This is a genomic window from Mycobacterium sp. NTMscope_MAC_12 (assembly GCF_976985675.1).
Genome location: NZ_CDRJYY010000001.1, coordinates 1,610,734 through 1,634,309 on the forward strand (window position 1 = coordinate 1,610,734; position 23,576 = coordinate 1,634,309).

The window sequence follows — 23,576 nt, forward strand, 5'->3', positions numbered from 1 at the left end:
GTCACGCGTCCGCCCGAACCTGGTCTTTGACCGCCAGGACAACGGGGGGAGCGGTCCGCCAGTTCGGTACCCCCTGCGCCTCGCCGGCAGTGGGAAGCTTGTCCTCGCGAATCTGCGCCCAGTGCGAGTGATTCAGTTGGTGCAACGCGAAACACGATTGCAGCGCGTTGTAGAAGCCCATGTTGTCGACCGATTGGTTCACCGACTCTTTTATCAGCAGCGCCGCCATCGTCGGCACCTTGGTGATGCGCCGTGCCAGCTCGAGGGTGCGCCCGGCGAGTTCGTCGCGTTTGAAGATCTTGCTGACCATGCCGAGCCGGTAGGCCTCTTCGATACCGATCGCATCACCGGTGAGCATGAGCTCTTTCGTACGCCGCGGTCCGAATTCCCATGGGTGGCCGAAGTACTCCATCCCGCACATTCCCAACCGCGTGCCCACCACATCGGCGAAGCGCACCTCTTCGCTTCCCACGATCAGGTCGCACGCCCAGATCAGCATGAGTCCCGCCGAGAACACGTCGCCGTGTACCTGGGCGATCGTGATTTTGCGGAGGTTGCGCCAGCGCAGGTTGTTTTGGAAGAAGTAGTGCCATTCCTGCAGCATGGTCCTCTCCGCGCCATCGCGGGTGCCGCCGTTGATGGCCACCGTCGGGTGCTGGCCGGGACCAGGACTGAACTCGGCGCGCGCCTGCGCGGACCCGATATCGTGGCCGGACGAGAACATCGGGCCCTCGCCGGCGAGGATGACGACGCGAACGGCGTCATCGGCCTCGGCGCGGGCGAACGCCTCATCGAGTTCGACCAGCATGCCGCGGTTTTGGGCGTTGCGTTGGTCGGGGCGGTTCAACGAAATCCGAACGATCATGCCGTCGTCGAAGACCTCCCACTTCAAGAATTCGTAATCGCTCACGGCTCGCCCCTTCTCTCGTCTACGTCCGGTAATGGCGTTATCAATAGTGAGAAGGTATGTTCTCACAGGTCGGTCGGTGATGACCGGAAGGGGTGCAGATGGCGGCAGGTCAACGGAAGCCGCGAGTAATCCTGTGGGGTCCGGGCCAGGTCGGCATCGGCGCGTTGCGTGCCCTCATCGCGCACCCTGGCCTGGAGTTGGCCGGCGTGATCGTGCACGCGGAAGCCAAGGACGGCAGGGATGCGGGTGACCTGTGCGGAATGCCCGCGACCGGAGTCATCGCCACGCGCGACATCGCTGCGGTGCTGTCGATGGACGCCGATGTGGTCGCGTACTTCGCGTCGGGCGACTACCGCTACCGCGAGGCGGCGCAGGACATCGCGCGCTGCCTGCGGGCGGGCAAGCATGTGGTGAGTACCTCCTTGGTGCCCATGTGCTATCCGCCGGCCGCGGATCGGGAAACGGTCGAATTACTCGAGGCGGCGTGCGCTGACGGTGGCACCAGCTTCTTCAACAGTGGTGTCGATCCCGGCTGGGCGAACGATGTGATCGCGCTGACGATGACGGGCTTCAGCAGTCGGGTCGATGGCATCACCATGCTCGAGATACTCGATTACGGCCCCATCAACCAGCCCGACATCATGTTCGACTTCATGGGGTTCGGGCACACCCCCGACCATCGGGCGCCGCTGTTCGACACCGAGCGGCTCGCCGCGTTGTGGGGACCCACCGTGCATCTCGTCGCAGACGGCATTGGCCTGCCGCTAGATCGCATCGAGACGACGATCGAAAAGTGGTTGGCGACAGAGCGTTACGAAGTGGCATCGGGGTGGATCGAGCAGGGAACCATGGGAGGTATGCGCTTCAAGCTCGCCGGGATGGTTGACGGCGACGAGCGCGTCGTGCTCGAACACGTCACCCGCATGGGCGAAGGCTCTGCGCCGGACTGGCCGCGGCATCCGTCCCCGCACGGCGGCTACCGCGTCATCGTCGACGGCCTGCCCACCTACACCGTCGACATCGAGATGCACGGCCGCGGCAACAACATGCGCGGTCTGACCTATGCGACCGTCATGCGCGAACTCAACGCCATTCCCGCCGTGATGGCCGCCCCAACCGGTTTGCTGTCCACCCTCGATCTGCCTCCTGTCACGGGTCCCGTGCGCGGCGGAACATGGCAGGGCGTGCTGCCCGGGAAGGCTGCACCGTGAACGACGGACCGGTTCGGCAGACGTCGGCCGACCTGTGGGAGGTCATGCGCACCGCATCGGCGGTGCGGCGCTATCGCGACGAACCCGTCTCGGACCAGGCCATCGACATGTGTCTGCGCGCGGCGAGCTGGGCTCCGTCCGGAGGCAATCAGCAGCCGTGGAAGTTCGTCGTATTGAAGTCGAGCACTTTGCGTGACGTGGTCACGGCCGCGGCCCACAAGACATGGGAGGTCATGACCGAGTTCTATCGGCTTTCGCTGCCGGAGAACGAGGCTGACGACCCGAAGTCGCGCGTGCTGCGGGCTATGGCCGAGCATATGAGCGTCGGTGGCGCGGCGCCTGCGCTGGTCCTGTTCTGTGTCCAACCGCAACGGGGAACCACCGAACTGCAGCAGGGAGGGTCGATCTTTCCCGCCGTCCAGAACTTCCTGCTGGGGGCCCGCGCGCAAGGCCTTGGGGCGGCGATCACCTTGTGGCACGGGTCTTGCGAGGATCAGCTGCGGTCCATGGTCGGGATACCCGACGACTGGCTCATCGCGGCGCTGCTGACGGTGGGCTGGCCCAAGGGCGGGCACCACCCGGTGCGGCGCAAACCGCTCAATGAGGTGGCGGCGATCGATCGGTGGGATCGACCGTGGGGGAAGACGACACCATGACGGCGTGGCGGTCGACGTTGGATCGCCACTCGGTGAGGGTTCCGCGGCACCACCCGATGATCCACCGTCTCGTTGACTACCGAGGAGCCTTTTGTGCAGCTGCGTGATCACGCAGGCTCTGCGAAACCCGCTGTGATCCTTCACGATTCCGGCGTCGAAGTGAGCTTCGCGGACCTCGAAGCCAGCGCAAACAGACTTGCCCACTTCCTGCGACGTTCGGGCCTCGTCGCCGGGGACACCGTCGCAGTGCTCATGGAGAACAACGAGCACATCCACGCGGTGATGTGGGCGGCCAAGCGGAGCGGGCTGTACTACACGCTGGTCAACACGCACCTGAGCGACTCCGAGGCCGCATACATCGTGGCGGACAGCGGGGCGAAGGCAATCATCTCCTCGCGGGCGATGCGGGGTGTGTGTCGCCGGCTGCCCGAACAGCTTCCAGGTGGACTACCACCCGTTGCGCTGATTGCCGACGACGATCTGGAGGGCTGGCAGCGCTATCCCGAATGCGTGGCAACCGAGCCTTTGACGCCGGTCGCCGGTGAATGTGACGGTCAGCTCTTGCAGTACTCCGCGGGCAGCACCGGTCGCCCGAAGGGCATCCGTCGGCCTTTAATGCCCTGCGGCTCTGGTGTTTCCAATCTGTCGACGCCCGTCTTCGAGGCGCTCGGCGTGACAGACGACTCGGTGTACCTGAGCCCCGCCCCGACCTACCACACGGCACCAGCCATGTGGACGATGGCAGCGCAAGCCATCGGCGCGACAACGGTTCTCATGGAGAAGTTTGACGCCGAGCGTGCCCTCGACTGCATACGGCGCCGCGGTGTCACGCACGCCCAGTTCGTGCCGACGATGTTTGTGCGGATGCTGCGGCTACCCGAAGCAATTCGGATGTCCTACGACCTATCGACCCTGCGCCGCGTCGTTCACGCCGCCGCTCCGTGCCCGCCGGAAATCAAACGCCAAATGATCGACTGGTGGGGGCCGATCATCGACGAGTACTACGGGTCATCAGAAGGTGCAGGCATCTCGTTCATCCGAGCCGAAGAGTGGCTCGCCCATCCGGGATCGGTGGGCAAGCCCATTCTTGGTACACCGCACATCCTCGATGGGGACGGCGCCGAACTCGGGCCAGGACAAATCGGTGAGATCTACTACGCGGGCGGTTATCCGTTCGAGTACCTCAATGATCAGGCAAAAACGGCTGCGGCGCGCAGTCCCGAAGGCTGGGTCACCGTTGGTGACGTCGGCTACTTGGACGACGATGGTTACCTCTACCTCACCGACCGGCGAAATCACATGATCGTCTCCGGCGGAGTGAACATCTATCCGCAGGAGACCGAAAATCTTCTCGTCAGTCACCCACTGGTGGTCGACGCCGCTGTGTTCGGTGTCCCGGATCCGGTCATGGGGCAGTCGGTGATGGCCGTCGTGCAGTTGGTGGATCCAGTTTTGGCGTCCAACGGACTCGGCGAGGAATTGATCGCATGGCTTCGGAGTCGCATGGCGCACTATAAGTGTCCGCGGTCGCTGCATTTCGAGGCGCAATTGCCGCGCACTGATGCCGGCAAGCTCTACAAGCGGGTGCTCATCGAGAAGTACGGGGGCGCCGACGAGGGTTAGACCAGGTGCCGCGTGCACTCCCGCGGGACCCGTGTCGTACGGGTGTCGAATATGGCGTGACTCAAGAAACCATTTGGGCGCGCTTGCCGCCTATCGTATTCCCACGCAATATTGTCTGCGGTCGAAAGGCACTGGGGGAGAGCGTAATCCAATTTCAGGCCGGTGTCGTGGGCGGCCGCCGAGATCAATCCGCGGCCTGCGGTCACCAATCATTGCCGTGGGTGAGCAAGCCCGGCAAACGTTACACCTATCTGTGATAGTGTAACTGCTTTGTCACACATGCCGACGGGAAATTGATGACCGCTGAGGAAGTCGTGCGTGCCGAGATCGCCGCATGGAGCCGCAACGATGTCGACGAGGTCATGAGTCACTTCGCCCAGGACGCCACATTCGACATCGGCCCCTCCTGGCCACGGCTATCTGGTCACGACGCGATCCACGAGATGATGACGGTGTTCTTCGCCGGCGGGACGTGCGTTGACCTCGAAATCCAGCATCTCGCGGTGGACGGCGACGTGGTGATGATGGAGCGCCGCGATCACTGGATCGTGGACGGAAAGCAGATGAGCTGGCCGGTGATGGGCGCGTATCAGGTGCAAGACGAAAAGATCAAAGCCTGGCGAGAGTACTTCTACCCGCCGAGTGAGACGTAGGCGCACCAAGCGCTGAAGGACGCTTTCCTGTTCCGATCCAGTTGAACAACCCGGCAGCCCCGATGGAGTTCTGATGACCGTGCCGACCGCCCCCGCCGAGTCTGATCTGTACTACGACCCGTACAACATTGACCTCAATATGAATCCTTATCCGGTGTTCGCCAGGATCCGGGAAGAGGCCCCGCTCTACTACAACGAACAGCACGACTTCTACGCGCTCAGCCGCTACGACGACGTCAACAAGGCCGTCATCGACCACGAGACGTTCATCTCCGGGCGCGGTGCCCTGCTCGAGATCATCAAGTCGGGCATGGAAATTCCGCCGGGCACACTGATCTTCGAGGATCCGCCGATCCACAACATCCACCGCAACCTGCTGTCGCGGGTGTTCACACCCCGCAAGGTGCTTGCCCTCGAGCCGCAGATCCGCGAGTTCACCGCGCGGTGCCTGGATCCGCTGGTCGGCTCGGACCGGTTCGACTTCGTCAACGACCTCGGCGAGCAGATGCCGATGCGCGTCATCGGCATGCTGCTGGGGCTCCCGGAAGACCGGCAGCGGCAGATCACCGACCACGGCGAGGAGACCCTGCAAGGCAAGACCGTCGACGCCTTGGCCACCGGTGAGGTGTTCGCGGAGTTCGTCGACTGGCGCGCCGAACACCCGTCCGACGACATCATGACCGACCTCCTCAACGCCGAGTTCGAAGACGAGACCGGCACGGTGCGCAAACTGCGCCGCGACGAGCTGTTGCTGTACTTGACGGTCATCGCGACGGCCGGTTCCGAGACCACCACCCGCCTGATCGGCTGGGCCGGTAAGACGCTGGCCGACTACCCGGATCAGCGCCGTGATCTGGTGGAGAACCCGGGACTGATTCCTCAGGCGATCGAGGAGATCCTGCGCTGGGAGCCGCCGGCGCTACAGATCGCCCGCTACGTCACCCGCGATGTCGAGTACTACGGCCAGACCGTGCCGGAGGGTTCGGCGATGCTGATGCTCGTCGGCGCGGCCAACCGCGATCACCGCCGGTTTCCGCCGGACGGTGACGTCTTCGACATCTACCGGGAACAGCGTTCGCACATGACTTTTGGCGCAGGCACGCATTTCTGCATGGGCAATGCGCTGGCCCGACTGGAGGGCCGGATCGCGCTGGAGGAGATCCTCAAGCGCTTCCCGGCCTGGGAGGTCGACTGGGCCAACGCGGTACCGTCGGAGACCGCCGCGGTCCGGGGCTGGGCGGCCATGCCCACATTCGTTTCCCGTTCCTAGCGTGGAGCGAACGTCGCTCAGCTGCTTGACCATCGCAAGGGGACCGCAGCGCGGCGTCACCACCCTGGCGACGAATGTTTCGGGTCCTCGTCGTCGGGGACTGTCGCTGGTCGTCAACGTCTAGCCTGACCACGGCCGTGAACGCTCGGTCAGTCGTGTTGCCGCACAACGGGATCGGGCAGGAACAACCGGCAGGCACCGGGTTCGGCGAACGGAATGAGACCCAGGCCCGGCGTGTCGGTGGCGCCGAGCCGCTCCAGCATTCCCTCGACGATCCCGAGGTGGACCTGACAGACGATCGTCGGATAGCGACGGGCCGCGTTCAGCAGGGGACACCGGCGCAGCGCAATGCCTCGCCGGGCGTCGGGGTCGTCGTCGGGCGCGAAGCCGAGGCGGGCCAACGCCTCGAGCACGGACCGCCGCGCGTCATCGCCGGTGTGGCTGCACTCGTCGATGAGTTCGCGTCCCCACTCGACGCCGGCGGCACGCGCGTCGCGCTCCGGGTGCGCGCTGGTGCGAGCCAGCTGTCCGGCCAGCGCGGTCGCCAAACCCGCGTAGTCGCGCATCGCCACCGCGGGGTCGGCGGCCGACACCCGATACAACGTGGCCGGACGTCCGCGTCCGGGTGTCCTGGCGGTGGAGCGTTCGACGAGCCCAAGCTCTGCGACCACGTCGAGATGTTCGCGAACGGTGTTGGCGTGCAGGTCAAGAGCCGCGGCGGCGTCAGTGACCCGGAAGGGGGGGTGTGCGCGCACGTAGTCGAGAACCCGCAGCCGCTGCCCGGACAGCGCCACGGGCGCCTCCAACACCGGCGTGGGCGGGGGGCCCAGGACGACCGGCTCTTTTTTCACGGAATTTATTGTAGTAAATTAATGGGCGATGCACCTAGCGCACTGAGCCGCACCCGCTCGGCGAGCGAGCGCGCTCAATGGAAAGGAACCGAAATGCCGGCCAACGATGTGATCGTGGCGTCCACAGCTGCCGATGCCGAGGCGGTCGAAGCCATCACCAGCCACCACGCGCAACTCGCCGGTCAGCTGGCGGTGCTTACCGATGCGATGGTGTCGGCGGTCGAGCGCGGTGCGGGCTTCGAGCCGGCACGCGTTGCGGCCCTTGCCTTCCTGGCCGGTGAGCTGCTGCCCCACGCCGCCGCCGAGGAGGAGCGCCTGTACCCGGCCGCCACCCGCACCCAGCGCGCGCGGCCCCTGATCGAATCGATGATCGCGACCCACCGCATCATCGGCTCCCTCGTCGACGGCATCCGCACGGAACCGCCGGTGCGCGCGGCCGGTTCCGCCCAAGCCCTGCGGGTGCTGTTCGACGCACACCTGGTCAACGAGAACGAGCGGATCCTGCCCATCGTCGCCGCCGACCCCGACGTTTCCCTGGTGGAGGTGACCCACGGCATGCACGAACTCCTCGGCCACGCGCACCCCACCAACGGCACCGAGCCATCACACAACTGCGGCTGCGGCGAAACCGATGCCGACGATCCCGTGCTCGACGTTCGCGAGGTGCCGCATTCGATCCGGCACGCGACCGTGTTCGGCGCGTTCGACGCCGTTCCAAACGGCGGCGCCCTGGTGCTGGTGGCTCCCCACGACCCGATCCCGTTGCTGCGCCAGCTCGACCACAGAACCTCGGGGCGACTCGAAATCCACTACGAGCAGCGCGGTCCGGAGGCGTGGCGGTTGCGGCTGATCAAGCGGTGAGTGCAGATACATCCCGGGACTGGCCCGAAACCCGTTCGGTGTAGCGGCAATACGGCGAAACCGCGCCGGGCGACTAGTCTTCGCGGGATAGCGCCGCGCGAGGGCACGCGGCGATGGCCTGCTCGGCGAGCGCCACCTGCTCGGCGGGCACGGGGTCGGTGAGGACCACGGCGTATTCGTCATCGTCGAGCTCGAACACCTCGGGCGCGATGTTCACGCAGAAGGCGTTGCCCTCACAGCGATCACGGTCCACTACCACGCGCATTGAAACCTCCTTCGATACTTCAGCGGGCTGCATCCTCACGCGTTCGCCTGCTGGCACACCCACCCGTCGGGCGTGCGTCCGGCCTCGATGAACCGGGTCAGCTCCGCGCTTGTTTGGGGCGGCAGGGTCGGTGTCGGCGTTCGGATAGATGACCGGCTCCTCTTTGGAGTTGTGCTGGTGGAGTTGATCCAGCAGCTGCGTGCACGTATCCCTCAGTCGCGGAATGTCGTTCCCGTCGGCGAGCAGATCCCCCAGCGTGTTCATGGTGTGCCAGAGCTGACCGTGCTCGCGCATCATCACGAAGATCGGCATCACGATCCCGGCCTCGCGCAGCGGCGGGAACAGGAAGACCTCCTCGAGGTAGATGTGCCGGCGCAGGGCTACCAGCGTGTCGGTCAATAGTTCCCGCTGCACGCTGCCGCAGTCGAGCTGTTCAATGAAAGCCTCTATCGCGTCATCGATTTCGCGGTGTTCTCGCGTCAGCTCGGCAGATAGCGTCAGGCTGGTCATTCGCGGTCTCCTCTGCGTCAGGCAGATTCTGTTCTAGTCGAGTTGGGCGTCGACACTGATCGTTGCGCCGGCGAACAGTCGTGACACCGGACATAGCGCCGCGGCCTGGTCCACCACGGCGGCAAACGAGTCGGCGTCCAGGCCGGCAACGCTGGCCTTGACCTTCAGCTGCGAGGTGGTGATCGTCGGAACACCATCGACCGCATCCAGGGTCACGGTGGCGGTGACCTCGAGTCGCTGTGGCGGAGTGTGGTTCTCGCCCAATTTCAGGGCCAACGCCATCGAAAAGCACGACGAGTGCGCCGCCGCCGCGAGTTCTTCGGGGCTCGACTTGCCGCCGGGCTCCTCGGTGCGAGAGGCCCACGTCAGCGGCAGGCCGTCCAGCGCTCCGCTGCTGCCCTGCGACAGTTTGCCTTCGCCCGACGCCAGCGGGCCTTCCCATGTGGTCCGCGCCGCCCGTTCCGCGATGCTCATAGTCCGCGCTCCCTTTCTCCATTGCGTGGCATTTATACAAGTCTTATTTGTGCAAACCCTAGCCCGTCACGGTGCGCGTTGGCCAGCATCATCATGCTGTTGTTTGCCGACGGTATGCGCTGATGACGTCGGGATCGGGGTCGATCCCCAGGCCCGGTCCCTGCGGGACCGAAATTCGGCCCGCCGTCGGGGTGAGGCCATCGCCATAGATGGAGGCTTCCAGTTCGAACCAGCGCCACTCGATCATGGAGTCGACGTCGCCCAGAGCGGCGGTCGCATGAAGCGCCGCGAGCAATCCGGGACCTTCGTAGAAGGAATGCGTCATCACCGGGACGTTGTGGACGGACGCGAGCGGAAAAACCTTGCGCAACTCGCTGATACCTCCCATCTTGGCCGGGCTCGGCTGAACAAAGTCCACCGCTTCCGCGGCGAGCATGCGCTCGAATTCCAGTACGGTGGAGGCGTTCTCGCCTGATGAGATCGGGATGCCGGTGGTTCGGCGCAGTTGGGCGAGTCCGTCGAAATCCTCCGGCGGCCACAGTGGCTCCTCGAGGAATTTGAGCCGAGCCGCCCGGAGTTCGTCAGCGACGGCAGTGGCTTCGGTCAAGGTCCAGGGGCAGCCGGCGTCCACGATCAGCTCGATATCGGGGCCGGCTTCCTCGCGGGCCGCCCGAATTGCCGACACCCCCGCCTCGTGCAGCTTGAGCACTTGGAATCCGGCGTCGATCGCCTGCCGAACCATGGCGCGGACCAGCGCCGGGTCGGAATAGCAGGCGAGGCTTGCGTAGCACGGCATGGTGGTCACCCCGCCGCCGAGGAGCTGGGACACCGAAGCATTGGTGAGCTTCCCGGCGATGTCCCACAAGGCGATGTCGACCGCCGAAAGGCCATAGGTCAACGCGCCACCGCGCCCGAACACGTGCAGCTTCTTTTGAATCTCCAGCATCAGCGGACCGATCCGCGTGGCGTCCCGCCCGATGCACAGGGGTGTGATGAGTTGGTCGACAGCAAGTTTGGCGGAATCGACGGCGCTGAAACCGAAGGCTTCCCCCCAGCCTTCCACTCCGTCGGAGGTCGTCACCTTGACGAGCAGCGAGTCCGCCGCGGTCAGTGCGTCTCCCCAGAGCGACGCCCCGGGAGTGCTGCCCGCCTTGAGCGGGATACGCAGGGGAACCGTCTCGATCTTCGCGATCACTGCGGCGCGGTCAGCGGCGATGGGCGCGGTGATCCCTGCCATGGCCGAGACTCAACTCGTCAGCCGCAACACGTCGGCGAGCGCCCGGCGCGGCGTGGGCGGTGGGGCTGCGTCGAGTGCCGGCGCGACACCCACCCGGATCAAGACCTGGGGGAGGTCGGTGTGACCCGTGACCGCCGCCAGCAGTTCACGGCTGACCGACAGTTCCGTCAGCTGCGACACCGGGCAGGTGGCCAAGCCGGCCATCGTGCATTCCAGGAGGACACCTGATAGCAACTCGCCGCACGCAAACGCGTTGGCGCGGCTGTCATCTTCGGTGGACAGCATCAAGATCTTCGAGAAGTCCCGCGTCACCCCGGCACGCCTGTCCGGGTTGCGGGTGAAGGGGAAGTGGCGATTGACGCCCACCCGATCCGACTCGGCGGCCGAGATCAACGAGCTGTAGGGGATCCCCTCCGATACTTCGAACGGTGCTGTCCACCAATCGAGTTCGACATGATACGCGGAGTCATACAGGCGCAGCGACTCGGTGAACTCGGCTGCTTCGGCCAGGCGCGGACGCATCTCCTCCGGCAGCACGTCCAATCGCACCACGCCCGCGTCGATCCTGCCGCGGAGCAAAGCCTCAAACGATCCCCAGTCGACCGGCGCAAGGAACGGGAGCCGGTCGGTCCGGCGTTGCAGGATCGCGTCGGCGCGGCGACGCTGGTGGTCCGTCACGCCGTCTGACGGAGCGAATGTCACCCTGGCCAGGTGCGTCGGATCGCGCGGCTCGGGAAATCGTTCGATCTCGGCGATCCAGCCCGCGGCCGCCATCGCCACCCGGAGGTGTTCAAGCGCACCCCCGCAGCTGATGTGGGCCTCGCGCATCGATCGGTCCGCGTGCACGACACGGCGTGTGTCGAGAAGCAGGTCCAGCCCCGCGCCGTCGGCCTCCCATCGCCACGGTTGGGTGTTGTACAGCGACGGGGCGCGGCAGGCCAAGCGAACCGCATCCTCGATGACCTTGGTTTCCACCATAGTGTCCAACACGGTGCACCTCCGGCTTCTCTGCTGGCCCAAGGCCGTTCGTTAGGGAGGACGACTCGGACATCCAGTGCTATTATTAATGAATAATATCCTCGAAATAGCTGGAAGGCAACCGCACGAGAGGACGGATGGGGTGGGCGAGCACAACGGGAGCGAGGCCGGACGGCCGCACCGCGGGGCGCAAAACCGGCAGCGCCAACGAGTTCTTGAACTGGTGCGTGAGCATGACGAACCGGTCGATGCGACCGAACTCGCCGGACGGCTCGGGCTGCACACGACGACCGTGCGTTTTCACCTTGACACGTTGTGCGCCGCGGGACTTGTCGAGCGGACTCGGATCACGCGGACCGGTGTCGGTCGTCCCCGTACCGGCTACCGCGCGATGCGCGAGCGGCTGGACTATCGAATCCTGGCCGAAATATTGGCCTTGGAACTCGGGGATACCGCCGACAAGAGGCGCCGCCGCGCCGAAGCCGCCGGCCGGCGCTGGGCTGAACGGATCGCCGACGACGTCCCGCACGAAGACGCTGCGGGACAACATGTTCCAGACGCGGCCGCACCGGGGAAGGTTGCTGAGGAGCGTTCGGTGATGATCACGACGGTGTTCGACAGGATGGGATTCGGTCCCGAGTTGGTCCCGGCTCGCAAATCGACCCGCGGCAACCAACGGACGATTCGTTTGCACAGCTGCCCGGTCCGTGATCTGGCCCGGGATCACCCCGAGGTGGCATGCGCGTTGCACCGGGGCCTCCTGCAGGGCCTGGCGGGCCCGACGAAGGCGGTTGGTTCGAAGCCGGGGATGCACGTCGAGCTCGAGCCGTTCGTCGAACCCGAATTGTGTCTTGCCACGGTGATCGCGCATGACTGAGGTGTGCGCCCCGGTTGGCCGAGCGGACGCAGATCTGGTCGCCCGCACGGACATCGAGGCGCTGTTGCGCCGGTTTTACGGCCGGGTGATGGTCGACGACGTCCTCGCTGAGCCGTTCGCGGAGTTGCGAAGCAAGGGCCTGGCGTCGCACCTCCCGGTGATGGCCGACTTCTGGGAGACCGTGCTGTTTCGCGCCGGACTGTACCGAGGCAGCGCCTTGCACGCCCACCGGCACGTCCATCGACGAATCCCGTTGGGCAGCCGTCACTTTGTCCGCTGGCTGAGCGTGTGGAACGACACCGTCGATGAGATGTTCCGGGGACCGATCGCCGAGCGCGCGAAGATTCAGGGCGCCCGGATCGCCTGGGCGATGCACCGACGGCTGACGGGCGCGGACTCACCGGAACTGGACACCCTGGTTCCGCGCTGAAACGCTGACCGGCCGCCGGACGCAAGGTGACGAGCTTGTCATCCGGGTCACGGTTCTTGGTTGCTTGCCGGTCATCGGAGCCCGATCCATCTGGTTTATACAAGCAGACTTGTGTAAACTCCACGGCATGGCATACGTGATAGGAAAGCCATGCGTAGACGTGATGGACCGGTCCTGCGTCGAGGAGTGTCCGGTCGACTGCATCTACGAGGGTGGCCGGGCGCTTTACATTCATCCCGACGAGTGCGTGGATTGCGGGGCGTGCGAGCCTGTTTGCCCCGTCGAGGCGATCTACTACGAGGATGACCTGCCCGAAGAGTTGCAGCCGTACCAGGCGGACAACGCGGCGTTCTTTTCCGAAACGCTTCAGGGCCGTGACGAGCCGCTGGGGTCGCCGGGCGGGGCCGCCAAGATCGGCCCGCTCGGCGTCGACACTCCGTTGGTGGCCAACCTGCCCAAGCAGGCCGAGCCGGCGTGAGCGCGGCCGTCATGTCATGCGACGAGCCGTCCGGCCACCGCCGCGATGAGCCGCGAACCCCTCGGATGGACCTCAACCGGCCGAAGCCGCAAGGAATTTCGGGGTGAACGCCCAGAGATCGATCGCCGTCGCCTCGGCGGGCGGATTTGAACTCCTCACGCCCGCCGGTGGGACGCTTCCTCGGACATCACATCCGCCCATACGCGACGGCCATCAGGAGGAAGATCGCTGCGATCAGAAGAAACATCGTCGCCAGCGGGTCGATCACATCGAATATCACGGGACGGCCATCAGCTGAGGCCCGCCAGGTGGACGCCGTAGGGAACGGCCTTCAGGAGCGTGACGGTGAGCGCGACACCGCTGGGCAGGGTGTAGGTGCGCCGCTCGCCGGGTCGAGCGCCGGCGATGGCGGCGCCCAGCGGCGATCGGATCGAATAAACCTCCATGCCACCGTATTCGGCGCCGCGCACGCTGAACAGGAACGTTTCGACCTCGCCGGTGTCGTCGTAGCGGATGGTCAAAACCATTCCGGGCTCGGCGATCCCGTCATCGGGCGGGTCCTCACCTACGACCGCATCGACCAACAGCTCATGGATCCGTCGAATGCGCACCTGCCACGCACGCTGGACAGCGACCGAATTTTCGTCGGTGGCATCGCCAACGGCGTTGGTGTCGCACAACTCCCGCAGCGTGGCCAGTTCCCGCTGGAGTCGCTCGTAGGCCTGCGGCGAAATCCATGCGGGTTGTGTGCTAGTCATATCTTTTCCCTTTCTTCTGACAGCGTTCGAGTGCACTCGAGAAACGTTCTCGCGGTCGGGACTTCGCGGGAGGTTTGCGTTCGGGGTTATCGGGCGGCGTTGCGCAGGGTTCTGTGCCGCGGGTCAAACTCGGCGAGAGCTTGGGGCTGCTTGCCGGTGGTGATGTGTTCGGCCAACAGCCGCCCGGTCACCGGGCCGTGTGCCAAGCCCCACATGCCGTGCCCGCCGGCCACGTAGATACCGCGCGCCAGCTCGCCGATCAGTGGCCGCCCATCGGGGGGAACCGCGCAAGCACCGGCCCATACGTTGCTGCGCGCGGCCCAATCCACCCCGTCCAGCAGGGAACTGGCGGCGGCGGCGATGGCCTCCACCCGCTCGCGTGGGTGCGGCTGATGGGGTCGGCGAAGTTCCAGGGCGCTTGAAACACGCAGCGCGCCTTTGTAGGGCGTGCACGCCACCCGAATGTCGGGCAGGTAGATAGGCGCCAGTATCGGCCGGTCCACCGGCACGGTGAACGAGTAACCGCTCTGGGCCTGCACCGGGACGCGCAGCCACCGACCGGCCAGCCGCGACAACCGGTCACCGGTGGCGATGACCGCGGCATCGGCGGTCAGCGGGTCGCCGCGGCGCGGGTGCACTACGACACCGCGATCGGAGCCGTGAACGTCGTCGATTTCCCGCCTGTGCATCGCCGCCCCGCGGGCCATCACGGAGCGGCCCAGGGCTTCGACGAATCGTCGGGGATCGACGAACCGCTGACCATTGATGTTCAGGCCCGCGGTGACCCCGGGCGTGGCCAGGGGTACTTGCTCACGCAACGCCGCGCCGGAGAGTGCGGTGACATACATTGGCTGTCCGGCGTTTTCGAGCTGCTGCAGCATTTCCAGCATGCGCTGCGCCTCTTTGGTGCTGCGAAACAGCGCGGTGATCGGCGCGTCGGTGACCGGTGCATCGACGCCGTTGGCGATCAGCACATCGAAGGCTTCGATGCAGTCCTCGTTGAGCGCCACGCCGGCCCGCAGGGCCGACTGCGACGACGAACGCCGATGCGACGGTGAGAGCTGCATGAATATGGCCCCCAGGTGCGCGCCCAGGGTCGACGGCACCTGCGTAGGCGTGGCCGGTTCGCGACGGGCCTGCAGCTCGTCGCGCAGCACGCCGGGGGGCTGAAGCGGCAGAGTCAATGCCGGAGCGATCCATCCCGCATTGCCCCATGACGCACCCGCGGCGACGCCCGTGCGGTCGACCACCGTGACGTCGACTCCGCGTTCCTGGAGGAACCACGCCGTGGACAATCCGACGATGCCGGCGCCCACGACGATCACGGATCTGGGTCCGCCGTCAATAGATTCGACGCCACCCATCGCGCACCTCCGCAGCTGATCTTCTCGATTGGTGATGTCCATGGTGGTGTGCGCAGGTGCCACCGTGTTTGCCGGAACTCGACAACGGGGGCGTGGGCCGTTGTTCCGAACCGACAACGCTGTTGCTGCCGTTATCTCACCGATGTCCGACGAGGTTGTCGAAGTCCCGTTGCCATCTGGCGTAGCGCGACCGGTCGAGCGCGATACGGACGACGCCGAATAAGCCCACCGCCAACAAACTCACGGTGGACCAGGTCGCCGCGGCGAACGCCACGCCCTCGTCGACGGCGGTCCGTACCGGCGGGCGCACCGGGGCGCCCGAGCCGTCGACCCAAATCTCTACCTTGTCACCGGGTTTCACGTTTAAGGGCGCGGTGACGTCGCCGCTGTGTTCGGTCCCGTCGACCGACCAGCGTGCGGGCACCGTCACCGTTGGGCTGTCGAGGGCCCTGCGCGGGTGGCTGTCCCCGGTGGACGTCGCGGTCACCTGCCGGTGAGCTTGGGCCTGCTCGGCGTGAACGCGGCTACTGGACTCGTGGACGGCGGTGCCCACGGCGGCCCCGATGGGAACCGCCACCAGCGAGATCGCAACGGCCAGCACCAACGTCAGCGCCTCCAGCCGGTCGCTGGCGCGTATCAGCGGGTTGCGCCCGAACAACCGCGAGGACAGCCTCCGCGGCAGTGGCACGGTGAAGCTCTCCATGGCGGCGCCGTCGTCCGGGTCGCCGGCGGGCCGAAGGTGATCGGGACGTTGGGTGCTCATCGGATGTTTCCTGTCGACGGGTCGGCGCGGGCTTGACGGTCGCACGCGGCGGACGGAAACACCCCCGCTACCGAAAACCCGGCCTTAGGTGGACAACCTCATGATGGCCGGGAGGGGTGGGGCGAGGTTTGCCGATACGAGACAATGGCGCCGCGGCGCTTTGTCGTATTCCGACAGCGCCGTCGCTCAATCGGTGTCGGTGGCCGCGAGCTCGATCATCATCGCCAGCCGCTTTCTGGCGTCGTCCAACGACAGGGTGGTGATCTCAGCCATCTTGCGCAGCCGGTAACGGACGGTGTTCTCGTGCACTCCCAGCCGTTCGCCGGCCTCGGTCGGGTCGCCCTGAGCCTGTAGCCACGCCCGCAGCGTCAGCACGTAGTCGGTGCCGTTGGCTTGGTCATGGCGGCGCAGTTCGGCCACGGGCCCGCGGGTCGGCGCGCGGCCCGAGCGCGCCGCGGCCCGCAGCCGCTGCAGCAGGATGTCGTCCCATGACTCGTCGTAGGCCGGAGGCGCGGCGGTGGGCGACATCTCGTGCAACGCCAGGCATTCGTCGGCCTCTTGGCGTGCGGCGGCGAGATCTGTCACCTCGGCCACACCGCTGACCCCGGCGATCACTGTCACCCGCTCGGGTAGGGACGCCTGCAAGGCGGTCACCCAGCGCCGCGCCGTCACCGCGTCCTCGCCGGGGAGCACGGTGTAAACGATATTGCCCGCCAAAGCGCTGCGCCCCGGCCGTGACCAGCCGAACCCGGTGGTGGCGCGCCCGAATGCCAACAACAGCGCGGCATCGCGGTCGGCTCCGACGAACGCCTGCACCGCGATGACGCGCAAACCGTTGTGCGCCAGGCCCAGCCTGCTCGCCACCGTGGGCGCGTCGGCGCCGCCCTCGAGCAACCGGATCACCAATTCGGACTCGACCTGGCGCTCCAGGTCCGCGCTCGCGCGTGACCGCAGCAGATGCAGGGCCACGGTGTGCGCGCCGTCGGCCAGGGCCCTGCGCGCCGCGTCGCCCAGCGGTGCCGGGCATGCCACCCACACGGACCCGATCAGTTCCGCGCCGGATCGCACCGCAACCACCATGCGCCCGGTCAAGCCAAGGTCAGGTGCCTCGGCGATGAACAGCGGCTCGTCGGAGGCCGCCAGGTGCGCGAGTACCCCCCGCTCCTCCAACAGCGCGCGAAGCGGTTCCGGCGTCTGCCGTCCGAGGATGGTCTCGACCCGCGCCGGGTCTGCATGGTGCTGCAGCCTCGAATACGCCAACACCCGCAACAGCCGATCGTGGATGACGACCGCGCTGCCGATCGCGTCTGCCAAGCTGTCGGCCAGCGCGAAGAGATCGGTTGGGCCGCGCCCGGATTCGGTCTCGCGGCCTTCCAGCACCAGGCCGTAGACCACCGCCGCCACCGCGCTCCATGACACCGTCTCATCGATGACCATCACCGCGCCGACGTCGGCGTTGCTGTCGAAGGTCACCGGTGTCTCACCGTCGCGCAGCAGCACCACGACCGCGCGCGCCGACGCCGCCCAGCGCACTGCCTCGTCGAGTGAGCCGGCGCCGATGGCCAGCAAGACGTCGCCCACCACCGGGCGTTCGGCGGACGGCTCGTGGACGACCACGCTGCGCAGCTCGGTCGACCGTGGCACCGAGGACCAACGCAATCGGACGCCATACCCACCCAGGACGTTCACCAGGCGGTCCAGTGTGATCATGCGCCGGCTCCAACGATGTTCAGAAACGAGAGGGAGGTGCCTTGAATTGTGCCCCCAGATCGCGAGCAGCGAGGCGGTTGTGGCTGCGGAGCCGGAAACCGCGTCGCGTGGCCGGCTGGACTTTTCACAATATCACTTGTAAAAACATAGGGCGGGCATGGACCACGTGGGCCACGATCAGCCAACGGCCGGCGACGGACATCTGCGAAGAAAGGGCAGCGACGCAATGAGTTTTCGCGACGACGGCAAGGTGTACCTCGAAGTCGGGGTCAACGAAGACGTCGGTAAGGACGAAAACCCGAATGTGCCGTACAGCGCTGAAGAGACGGCCCGCGACGTGGTCGAGTGCATTCAGGGCGGAGCCACGGCCGTCCAATTCCACGCCCGCTACGACGACGGTCGGCAGGCGTGGGCCGACGACGAGGTCTCGCGCACCATCTTGGCGACCGCGGCCCGTGACGTCGACCCGTTGGCCTATCCCGGCTACGCCGGCAGCCTCGACCACATCTGGGCGCTGGCCGAGCATCCACCGGCCGGCACCGGACTGCTGTTCGCGCCGTTCGACCCCGCTCAACACGTCCAGCGTGTGCTGTGGCAGGAGGACGAAAACCAGTTCAAGACAGTCGATTCGAGCGGTCCGAACGGTTCGCATCCGTCTTACCCGCCCGAACTCGACCGGTTCACCAAGTTGGGCCTGGTGCCCAGCATCGGTGTTTTCAACGACGTTGACCTGCGCTGGGTGATACTGGCGGCCCGCATTGGGATCGTGCGGCAACCGCTGAACATCAAGTTGTTCTTCTCCGATCGCTGGGTTTCCCATAGCGATCCCGACCCCGACGTCCTCGACTACCTGGTCTCGCGCGTCCCGACGTGGATCGACCACGAGATCGTCGTCGTTCCGTATGCGATGAGCTCCGCCGAACGGCGCCAAGAGCTTTGGGAGCATGCGCTCAACCGCGGGCTCGGCATCCGGGTCGGCATCGGGGATTGCCCATCGATATCGCGGACCGCCACCAACGCCCAGATGGTGGAACGCGCGGTCAACCTCATCACCAAACGGGGACTCACCCCGGCCACGCAGGATGACGCGCGTGCCCGCTTCGCCCCGGCCGAGGTGGACGAAAGCGAGTTGGTCAGGGTGGTCGTCAACCGGAATCGGTGCATGGGATGGGGTGTCTGCTACTCGCACGCGCCGGAGATCTACCAACCCGATGCCGAGGGCTACTGCGTCGTCGTCAAGCCCCATGTCGATGCCAGCCTGCTCGAGAAGGCCATCGAGGGCGCGGCGAGCTGCCCGGAACGGGCGATCCGCGTCGAGATGTGACAACGGCTCGCCGGCCGACGATTACGACGGGGGTGTTAGTGAGCGACGCAGGAAGGGCGTGAGTATGTCGACGGGCAGTGGGAACACCACGGTCGAGTTCTGGTCGGCGCCCAGCTCCAAAAGCGTTTGCAGGTACCGCAGTTGAAGCGAGGCCGGATTCTTCGACAGGGTCTCAGCGGCCTGGCGCAGCTCGTCGGACGCCTGTAGTTCGCCGCGGGCGTTGATGACCTTGGCGCGGCGTTCGCGTTCGGCTTCGGCCTCGCGGGCCATCGCGCGCTGCATGGATTCGGGGATCTCGACATCCTTGATCTCCACGACCCGGACCTCGATACCCCAGGGTCGGGTCTGCGCCTCGATGATGGTCCGCAGATCGTTGTTGAGATCCTCGCGTTGGGCCAGCAAGGTGTCCAGGTCTGCGCGGCCCAGCAGCGAGCGCAGGGTGGTTTGCGCGATCTGTGAGGTGGCCACTGCGTAGTTTTCCACGGCGAGAATCGCTTTGAGGGGGTCGACCACCTGGAACATCACCACCGCATTGACCCGGGCGGGCACGTTGTCACGGGTGATCACTTCCTGCGGTGGGATGGTCAACGTGACCACCCGCTGGTCGACCCGGATCATCTTGTCCACCAGCGGAATCAAACATCGCAGCCCCGGCCCGTAAAGCGGGCGGGCATGCCCCATCCGGAACACCACCCCGCGCTCGTACTCGCGCACCACCGCCAGCGAAACGAGCGCAAGCACGATCAGCAGCCCCGCGATCGTCAGACCAGCGACAATCAGCCGCGCGCTCACGGTGCGGCGCCCTTCTCCGATCGGCCTGCGCCCCAGCGGGTCGAATAGCGGTCGACCGCGACGGCCACCTGGTCTTCCATCCCCGAGCGGTGCGCCACGTGCTCGGGAGCGTCTGACGGGGTACGCCACAAATGGCCGGCCAGCGGCAACCCCGCCGCCATCGCGATGGCTATGGCGCCGATCAGAACCAGCAGGTCGGCGGGGGAGTGCAGCCTGGCGAGCATGACGAGGGGCATCACGACCGCCAAAGTGGCTACGCAGCAGGCGATTCCGCGGTGAAAGCGTCCTGCCTCGGAATGCGGCCAGGGGTCGATCTCGCGGCTGATTTCGCGCCCGTGCTCCGAGGTCGTGCAGGTCGATTTGACCGGGCAGCTGTTGCACACGCTGGGCTTCGCCCGATAACGCATCACCCGATGCTTCGGATCGAAGGAACTCGGCCACAGCCAGTGGTCTTCGGGACACACCCACGCGTCATGATCGGCGTGATAACGGAATCGGCCGCTGCGCCACTGCGCGGCGCGCTGCGACACCCGCCGCGCCATCATGTCGACACCCCAGGCGGTGGCCACCAGTGCCAGTGCATAGCCGGCAACCAGCCAGGCCGCGACGGTAGGGGACGCCATCGTCAACCTTTCTGCGATGCCGAGGGGACCGGGTCGAGTTCGGTGTAGAGCGGGTGTTCGTTCAGTTCGTCGCTGGCCGGCGCGCGGCGGACGTTGCGTATCGCCGTCCACGCGATCCAGACGAACGGCAGGACACCACCCAGGATGAAGACGAAGTCGCCGGGCAGCCGCAGCCATTCGATCAGCGAGTTGCCGGGGCGGGTGAGGTAGCCCAGCGAACGCGCCTCGAAATACCCTGTGCTCACGGAGTGGTACAGCTGCAAAACCCCCAGCGGCAGCAGGGTGGCGAACACCATCCAGGCCAGGCCGATGTTCATGCACCAGAAGGACAGCCGCGCCCACTTTTCCGGCCACTTGGCGGCGGGGATCGCGTAACGGAAGGCGAACATCGCCAGACCGACGGCCAGCATGCCGTACACACCCATCATCGCTCCATGGGCGTGGTTGGCGGTCAGTGCGGTGCCGATCTGGTAGTAGGACACGATGGGCAGGTTGATCAGGAACCCGAAGATGCCTGCTCCCAAGAAGTTCCAGAAGCCCACCGCGACAAGGAACATGACCGCCCAGCGGTGCGGGAACGGTGTTTCGTGGCTTTGTTGACGAGACCCTAGCTGAAGGAAGGCCCAGGCCTCGACGGTCAGGAAGGTCAGCGGGATCACTTCGGCCGCCGAGAAGAACGCGCCCAGTGCCATGTGTTCCACGGGGGTTCCCGAGAAATACAGGTGGTGCATCGTGCCGATCACACCGCCGGCGGAATACAGGATGATATCGAGGAAGATCACTCCGAGCGCGATGCGTTCGCGTACCACCCCCAGCAGGACGAAAATGTAGGCCACCATTACGGTGGTGAACAGCTCGAGGAAGTCCTCCACCCACAGGTGCACCACCCAGAACCGCCAGAAGTCGGCGACCGAGTAGTGGGTGTCGTGGCCGGCCAACAGGCCCACGGCATAGAAGGCGGGGATCGCCAGGCCGGTGAAGAAAAACATCCACGGCAGGTTCATCTTCGACGCGCCCTTGAGCTTTCCGCGGATGCCACGCCAGATGATGGCGATCCATAAGAACAGTCCGACGGTCAGCAGGATCTGCCACAACCGCGGCAGGTCGAGGAATTCCCACTGCTGGGAGAACAAGCCGCCCGCGGGAATCACCCCGTAGATCGAGAGGGCTTCGCAGATCAGTGAGCCGCCGACGACCAAGACCAGCGCGCCGAGGAGGCCGTAGACCAGCCAACTCTGCCGTCGCGGTTCGCGGCGACTGATGAAGGGCACCAGGAAGATCCCGCCCGCCAGAAACGCGGCCGCCGTCCAAAACAGCGACAGCTGCACATGCCAGGTGCGGGCGAGGTTGAACGGCAACAGCTTGGCCAGGTCCAGCCCGTAGAATGCCGACAGGTCGGCGCGATAGTGCTCGACGGCGCCACCCATCAGGGTTTGCGCCAAGAACAGCACCGACACGATCGCGAAGATCCAGATCGCGGCGCGCTGCGAGGCGGTTAGTCCCACCTCGCCGGGCTGGCGGAACGACAACGTGGATGCCTCGGCGCTGTGCCACCCGATCTTTTGGCTCCACCGCCCGTACACCGCGAACATGATCCCGGTCCCACCCAGCAGGGTGACCAGCGACAACACCGACCACACCACGATCGATGCGGTGGGCCCATTGTCGACCCGCGGCTCGGCCGGCCAGTTGTTGGTGTAGCTGTAGCTGTGACCCGGCCGCTCGGCGGCGGACGCCCACGCCGTCCACGCGAAAAACGCAGTGAGGTCATGGATGTCGGCCTTGCCGGTGATCATGCGCGGCAATAGTCCGTACTTGGTGGACTTCTCCCCGAAATAATCCGCGTAATGCTGTTGGATGTGATCGAAGGCGGCCGCCTGCTTATCGGTGAACACCAGAGTCTTGGTGTCGGCGTTGTAGCGGTTGGCGCGAAACTCGGCCACCACCCGCTCCTTGGCATCGGCCGCCCCCTGCGCCCGCCATTGCGCGGCCACATCGTTGGTCGACATACGCAGATATTCCGCGGTGTAATCGGGCCCCAGGTAAGCGCCATGCCCCAGCACGGAGCCGTACTGCATCAGGCCGCGCGCCTGATAAAGCTCCTGGCCGCGGGTGATCTGGGCGCCGGTGAACAGCACCTCGCCCGATTCACTAACGACGTTGGCCGGCAACGGCATTGAGGCGGTGTAGGTCCGGTACACCAAAATGCCCATCACCAAGAACCCAAAGATCATCACCAGGGCCACGCCCTGAGCCCAACCCTTGCCGATCAACGAGGTGGAGGGTGCTGGCGTGGTAGGTCGTGACGGTGCTGATCGGATTGCCATGTGCCGGTGCGCTCCTCGGGCTGGATGAAGGAGGGAAATCTGTCCGGGTAATTACACAATGGCGATTGTAGAAATTCACTATGAGCTGCATCACGCCCGCCGCGGTGGGCGCATGATCCAGTTAGCCGACTACCGAGCGCGTTTCGTACCCGCCTGCTGGCACACCCATCCATCGGGTATGCGGCCCGTGACGACGAACCGGGTCAGCTGCGCGCTCGTTGGCGCCGGCAACTCGTAGTCGGCGTGCAGGTAAACCACCGGCTCCTCTTTGAAGTTGTGCTCGTGCAGCTGGTCCAGCAGCTGGTCGCAGGTAGCGTCGAGTCGCGGACCTCCCGTCCGGTCAGCGAGCAGGCGCGTCAAGGCTTCCATCGTCCGCCACAGCTGGCCGTGTTCGCGCATCATCACGAAGATGGGCATCATGATCCCCGCCTTCCGAATTGGCGGGAACAGGAAAGTCTCCTCCAGGTAGATGTGCCGACGCAGCGCGTCCATCGTCGCCCTCAGCAGCTCGGGGTGCCGGTCGCCGCCACCGAGCTTCTCGATGAAACATTCGATCGCAGCGGCGATTTCGCGGTGTTGCCGCATGAGTTCGGCGGATAACACCCGGTCGGGCATCACGTGCTCCTCTACG

At 65.8% G+C, this 23,576-nt stretch carries 25 protein-coding genes and 1 pseudogene; 11 read left to right on the top strand and 15 right to left on the bottom strand.

Going from position 1 to position 23,576, the window contains the following annotated elements:
* Nucleotide 1 precedes the first annotated feature (1 nt).
* Nucleotides 2-910 carry an enoyl-CoA hydratase gene (locus AC0KS4_RS07485; protein ID WP_225326961.1) on the bottom strand — a complete coding sequence of 303 codons (909 nt, stop codon included), beginning with the start codon at nt 908-910 and terminating at the stop codon, nt 2-4.
* Nucleotides 911-1,008: 98 nt separating this feature from the next.
* Here AC0KS4_RS07485 and AC0KS4_RS07490 point away from each other — a divergent pair, with 98 nt between their 5' ends.
* The 5 genes from AC0KS4_RS07490 (at nt 1,009) to AC0KS4_RS07510 (ending at nt 6,323) form a co-directional block, all read left to right on the top strand.
* Nucleotides 1,009-2,121 (top strand): NAD(P)H-dependent amine dehydrogenase family protein, encoded by a 1,113-nt coding sequence (locus AC0KS4_RS07490; protein ID WP_225326960.1) that lies wholly within the window; start codon nt 1,009-1,011, stop codon nt 2,119-2,121.
* 44 nt (nt 2,122-2,165) lie between these two features.
* Nucleotides 2,166-2,777, top strand: coding sequence for a nitroreductase family protein (locus AC0KS4_RS07495; RefSeq protein WP_225327040.1), 612 nt, complete (start codon nt 2,166-2,168; stop codon nt 2,775-2,777).
* A gap of 93 nt (nt 2,778-2,870) precedes the next feature.
* A complete protein-coding gene (gene fadD4 / locus AC0KS4_RS07500) occupies nt 2,871-4,400 on the top strand; it encodes a fatty-acid--CoA ligase FadD4 (protein WP_238957704.1) in 1,530 nt (509 codons plus the stop codon).
* Between the two features lie 296 nt (nt 4,401-4,696).
* The gene (locus tag AC0KS4_RS07505; protein WP_225326958.1) at nt 4,697-5,053 is read left to right on the top strand and encodes an SgcJ/EcaC family oxidoreductase; all 357 of its coding nucleotides are present in this window, start codon (nt 4,697-4,699) and stop codon (nt 5,051-5,053) included.
* A gap of 73 nt (nt 5,054-5,126) precedes the next feature.
* Nucleotides 5,127-6,323 carry a cytochrome P450 gene (locus AC0KS4_RS07510; RefSeq protein ID WP_238957705.1) on the top strand — a complete coding sequence of 399 codons (1,197 nt, stop codon included), beginning with the start codon at nt 5,127-5,129 and terminating at the stop codon, nt 6,321-6,323.
* A 149-nt stretch (nt 6,324-6,472) separates the two neighbouring features.
* Here AC0KS4_RS07510 and AC0KS4_RS07515 read toward each other — a convergent pair whose 3' ends face one another.
* Nucleotides 6,473-7,174: a helix-turn-helix transcriptional regulator gene (locus AC0KS4_RS07515; protein ID WP_238957706.1), complete on the bottom strand. Its 702-nt coding sequence runs from the start codon at nt 7,172-7,174 to the stop codon at nt 6,473-6,475.
* A 93-nt stretch (nt 7,175-7,267) separates the two neighbouring features.
* Here AC0KS4_RS07515 and AC0KS4_RS07520 point away from each other — a divergent pair, with 93 nt between their 5' ends.
* Nucleotides 7,268-8,035 (top strand): DUF2249 domain-containing protein, encoded by a 768-nt coding sequence (locus tag AC0KS4_RS07520; protein WP_238957707.1) that lies wholly within the window; start codon nt 7,268-7,270, stop codon nt 8,033-8,035.
* 73 nt (nt 8,036-8,108) lie between these two features.
* On the opposite strand, the gene AC0KS4_RS07525 is transcribed toward AC0KS4_RS07520, so the two are convergent.
* The 5 genes and pseudogenes from AC0KS4_RS07525 to AC0KS4_RS07545 form a co-directional block, all read right to left on the bottom strand.
* On the bottom strand, nt 8,109-8,300 hold the full coding sequence (locus AC0KS4_RS07525) for a ferredoxin (protein ID WP_225326954.1): 192 nt from the start codon (nt 8,298-8,300) through the stop codon (nt 8,109-8,111).
* 35 nt (nt 8,301-8,335) lie between these two features.
* A pseudogene (locus AC0KS4_RS07530) lies at nt 8,336-8,810 on the bottom strand (hemerythrin domain-containing protein).
* 33 nt (nt 8,811-8,843) lie between these two features.
* On the bottom strand, nt 8,844-9,284 hold the full coding sequence (locus tag AC0KS4_RS07535; protein ID WP_238957708.1) for an OsmC family peroxiredoxin: 441 nt from the start codon (nt 9,282-9,284) through the stop codon (nt 8,844-8,846).
* 91 nt (nt 9,285-9,375) lie between these two features.
* Nucleotides 9,376-10,521 (bottom strand): mandelate racemase/muconate lactonizing enzyme family protein, encoded by a 1,146-nt coding sequence (locus tag AC0KS4_RS07540; RefSeq protein WP_238957709.1) that lies wholly within the window; start codon nt 10,519-10,521, stop codon nt 9,376-9,378.
* Nucleotides 10,522-10,530: 9 nt separating this feature from the next.
* Entirely contained in the window at nt 10,531-11,511 is a 981-nt protein-coding gene (locus tag AC0KS4_RS07545; RefSeq protein WP_238957710.1) for an Acg family FMN-binding oxidoreductase, read from the bottom strand.
* 130 nt (nt 11,512-11,641) lie between these two features.
* Between AC0KS4_RS07545 and AC0KS4_RS07550 the strand changes: the two genes are divergently transcribed.
* From AC0KS4_RS07550 to AC0KS4_RS07565, 4 genes are all read left to right on the top strand, one after another.
* The gene (locus AC0KS4_RS07550) at nt 11,642-12,376 is read left to right on the top strand and encodes a helix-turn-helix transcriptional regulator (RefSeq protein ID WP_238957711.1); all 735 of its coding nucleotides are present in this window, start codon (nt 11,642-11,644) and stop codon (nt 12,374-12,376) included.
* Entirely contained in the window at nt 12,369-12,806 is a 438-nt protein-coding gene (locus AC0KS4_RS07555; RefSeq protein WP_238957712.1) for a group III truncated hemoglobin, read from the top strand. The genes AC0KS4_RS07550 and AC0KS4_RS07555 overlap by 8 nt, the downstream gene beginning before the upstream one ends.
* Nucleotides 12,807-12,933: 127 nt before the next feature.
* Nucleotides 12,934-13,284, top strand: coding sequence for a ferredoxin (gene fdxA, locus AC0KS4_RS07560; protein WP_238957713.1), 351 nt, complete (start codon nt 12,934-12,936; stop codon nt 13,282-13,284).
* Between the two features lie 103 nt (nt 13,285-13,387).
* Complete coding sequence (locus AC0KS4_RS07565) at nt 13,388-13,582, top strand: hypothetical protein (protein WP_238957714.1); 195 nt, start codon at nt 13,388-13,390, stop codon at nt 13,580-13,582.
* On the opposite strand, the gene AC0KS4_RS07570 is transcribed toward AC0KS4_RS07565, so the two are convergent.
* The 4 genes from AC0KS4_RS07570 to AC0KS4_RS07585 all read right to left on the bottom strand — a co-directional run bounded on the left by AC0KS4_RS07570 (nt 13,575) and on the right by AC0KS4_RS07585 (nt 17,879).
* Complete coding sequence (locus tag AC0KS4_RS07570) at nt 13,575-14,042, bottom strand: GreA/GreB family elongation factor (protein ID WP_238957715.1); 468 nt, start codon at nt 14,040-14,042, stop codon at nt 13,575-13,577. The genes AC0KS4_RS07565 and AC0KS4_RS07570 overlap by 8 nt on opposite strands.
* 86 nt (nt 14,043-14,128) lie before the next feature.
* Nucleotides 14,129-15,406 carry an NAD(P)/FAD-dependent oxidoreductase gene (locus tag AC0KS4_RS07575; protein WP_238957716.1) on the bottom strand — a complete coding sequence of 426 codons (1,278 nt, stop codon included), beginning with the start codon at nt 15,404-15,406 and terminating at the stop codon, nt 14,129-14,131.
* Between the two features lie 136 nt (nt 15,407-15,542).
* Nucleotides 15,543-16,169 (bottom strand): Rv1733c family protein, encoded by a 627-nt coding sequence (locus AC0KS4_RS07580; protein ID WP_238957717.1) that lies wholly within the window; start codon nt 16,167-16,169, stop codon nt 15,543-15,545.
* 186 nt (nt 16,170-16,355) lie between these two features.
* On the bottom strand, nt 16,356-17,879 hold the full coding sequence (locus AC0KS4_RS07585; RefSeq protein WP_238957718.1) for a PucR family transcriptional regulator: 1,524 nt from the start codon (nt 17,877-17,879) through the stop codon (nt 16,356-16,358).
* A gap of 226 nt (nt 17,880-18,105) precedes the next feature.
* Here AC0KS4_RS07585 and AC0KS4_RS07590 point away from each other — a divergent pair, with 226 nt between their 5' ends.
* Nucleotides 18,106-19,203 carry a 3-keto-5-aminohexanoate cleavage protein gene (locus AC0KS4_RS07590; protein ID WP_238957719.1) on the top strand — a complete coding sequence of 366 codons (1,098 nt, stop codon included), beginning with the start codon at nt 18,106-18,108 and terminating at the stop codon, nt 19,201-19,203.
* A 21-nt stretch (nt 19,204-19,224) separates the two neighbouring features.
* Here AC0KS4_RS07590 and AC0KS4_RS07595 read toward each other — a convergent pair whose 3' ends face one another.
* From AC0KS4_RS07595 to AC0KS4_RS07610, 4 genes are all read right to left on the bottom strand, one after another.
* Nucleotides 19,225-19,995 carry a slipin family protein gene (locus AC0KS4_RS07595; RefSeq protein WP_238957720.1) on the bottom strand — a complete coding sequence of 257 codons (771 nt, stop codon included), beginning with the start codon at nt 19,993-19,995 and terminating at the stop codon, nt 19,225-19,227.
* The gene (locus AC0KS4_RS07600; RefSeq protein ID WP_225326940.1) at nt 19,992-20,618 is read right to left on the bottom strand and encodes a hypothetical protein; all 627 of its coding nucleotides are present in this window, start codon (nt 20,616-20,618) and stop codon (nt 19,992-19,994) included. The genes AC0KS4_RS07595 and AC0KS4_RS07600 overlap by 4 nt, the downstream gene beginning before the upstream one ends.
* Nucleotides 20,619-20,620: 2 nt before the next feature.
* Complete coding sequence (locus AC0KS4_RS07605; RefSeq protein ID WP_238957721.1) at nt 20,621-22,945, bottom strand: nitric-oxide reductase large subunit; 2,325 nt, start codon at nt 22,943-22,945, stop codon at nt 20,621-20,623.
* 129 nt (nt 22,946-23,074) lie between these two features.
* Entirely contained in the window at nt 23,075-23,560 is a 486-nt protein-coding gene (locus tag AC0KS4_RS07610; protein ID WP_225326938.1) for a hemerythrin domain-containing protein, read from the bottom strand.
* Nucleotides 23,561-23,576: the final 16 nt, after the last annotated feature.

Coding starts and splice junctions, on each gene's coding strand:
- AC0KS4_RS07605 (WP_238957721.1), bottom strand. CDS start 22,945: ATGGCAATCCGATCAGCACCGTCACGACCTACCACGCCAGCACCCTCC.
- AC0KS4_RS07495 (WP_225327040.1), top strand. CDS start 2,166: ATGCGCACCGCATCGGCGGTGCGGCGCTATCGCGACGAACCCGTCTCG.
- AC0KS4_RS07585 (WP_238957718.1), bottom strand. CDS start 17,879: ATGATCACACTGGACCGCCTGGTGAACGTCCTGGGTGGGTATGGCGTC.
- AC0KS4_RS07570 (WP_238957715.1), bottom strand. CDS start 14,042: ATGACTAGCACACAACCCGCATGGATTTCGCCGCAGGCCTACGAGCGA.
- AC0KS4_RS07575 (WP_238957716.1), bottom strand. CDS start 15,406: ATGGGTGGCGTCGAATCTATTGACGGCGGACCCAGATCCGTGATCGTC.
- AC0KS4_RS07540 (WP_238957709.1), bottom strand. CDS start 10,521: ATGGCAGGGATCACCGCGCCCATCGCCGCTGACCGCGCCGCAGTGATC.
- AC0KS4_RS07510 (WP_238957705.1), top strand. CDS start 5,127: ATGACCGTGCCGACCGCCCCCGCCGAGTCTGATCTGTACTACGACCCG.
- AC0KS4_RS07610 (WP_225326938.1), bottom strand. CDS start 23,560: ATGCCCGACCGGGTGTTATCCGCCGAACTCATGCGGCAACACCGCGAA.
- AC0KS4_RS07590 (WP_238957719.1), top strand. CDS start 18,106: ATGAGTTTTCGCGACGACGGCAAGGTGTACCTCGAAGTCGGGGTCAAC.
- AC0KS4_RS07490 (WP_225326960.1), top strand. CDS start 1,009: ATGGCGGCAGGTCAACGGAAGCCGCGAGTAATCCTGTGGGGTCCGGGC.
- AC0KS4_RS07535 (WP_238957708.1), bottom strand. CDS start 9,284: ATGAGCATCGCGGAACGGGCGGCGCGGACCACATGGGAAGGCCCGCTG.
- AC0KS4_RS07600 (WP_225326940.1), bottom strand. CDS start 20,618: ATGGCGTCCCCTACCGTCGCGGCCTGGCTGGTTGCCGGCTATGCACTG.
- AC0KS4_RS07505 (WP_225326958.1), top strand. CDS start 4,697: ATGACCGCTGAGGAAGTCGTGCGTGCCGAGATCGCCGCATGGAGCCGC.
- AC0KS4_RS07520 (WP_238957707.1), top strand. CDS start 7,268: ATGCCGGCCAACGATGTGATCGTGGCGTCCACAGCTGCCGATGCCGAG.
- AC0KS4_RS07525 (WP_225326954.1), bottom strand. CDS start 8,300: ATGCGCGTGGTAGTGGACCGTGATCGCTGTGAGGGCAACGCCTTCTGC.
- AC0KS4_RS07555 (WP_238957712.1), top strand. CDS start 12,369: ATGACTGAGGTGTGCGCCCCGGTTGGCCGAGCGGACGCAGATCTGGTC.
- fdxA (WP_238957713.1), top strand. CDS start 12,934: ATGGCATACGTGATAGGAAAGCCATGCGTAGACGTGATGGACCGGTCC.
- AC0KS4_RS07580 (WP_238957717.1), bottom strand. CDS start 16,169: ATGAGCACCCAACGTCCCGATCACCTTCGGCCCGCCGGCGACCCGGAC.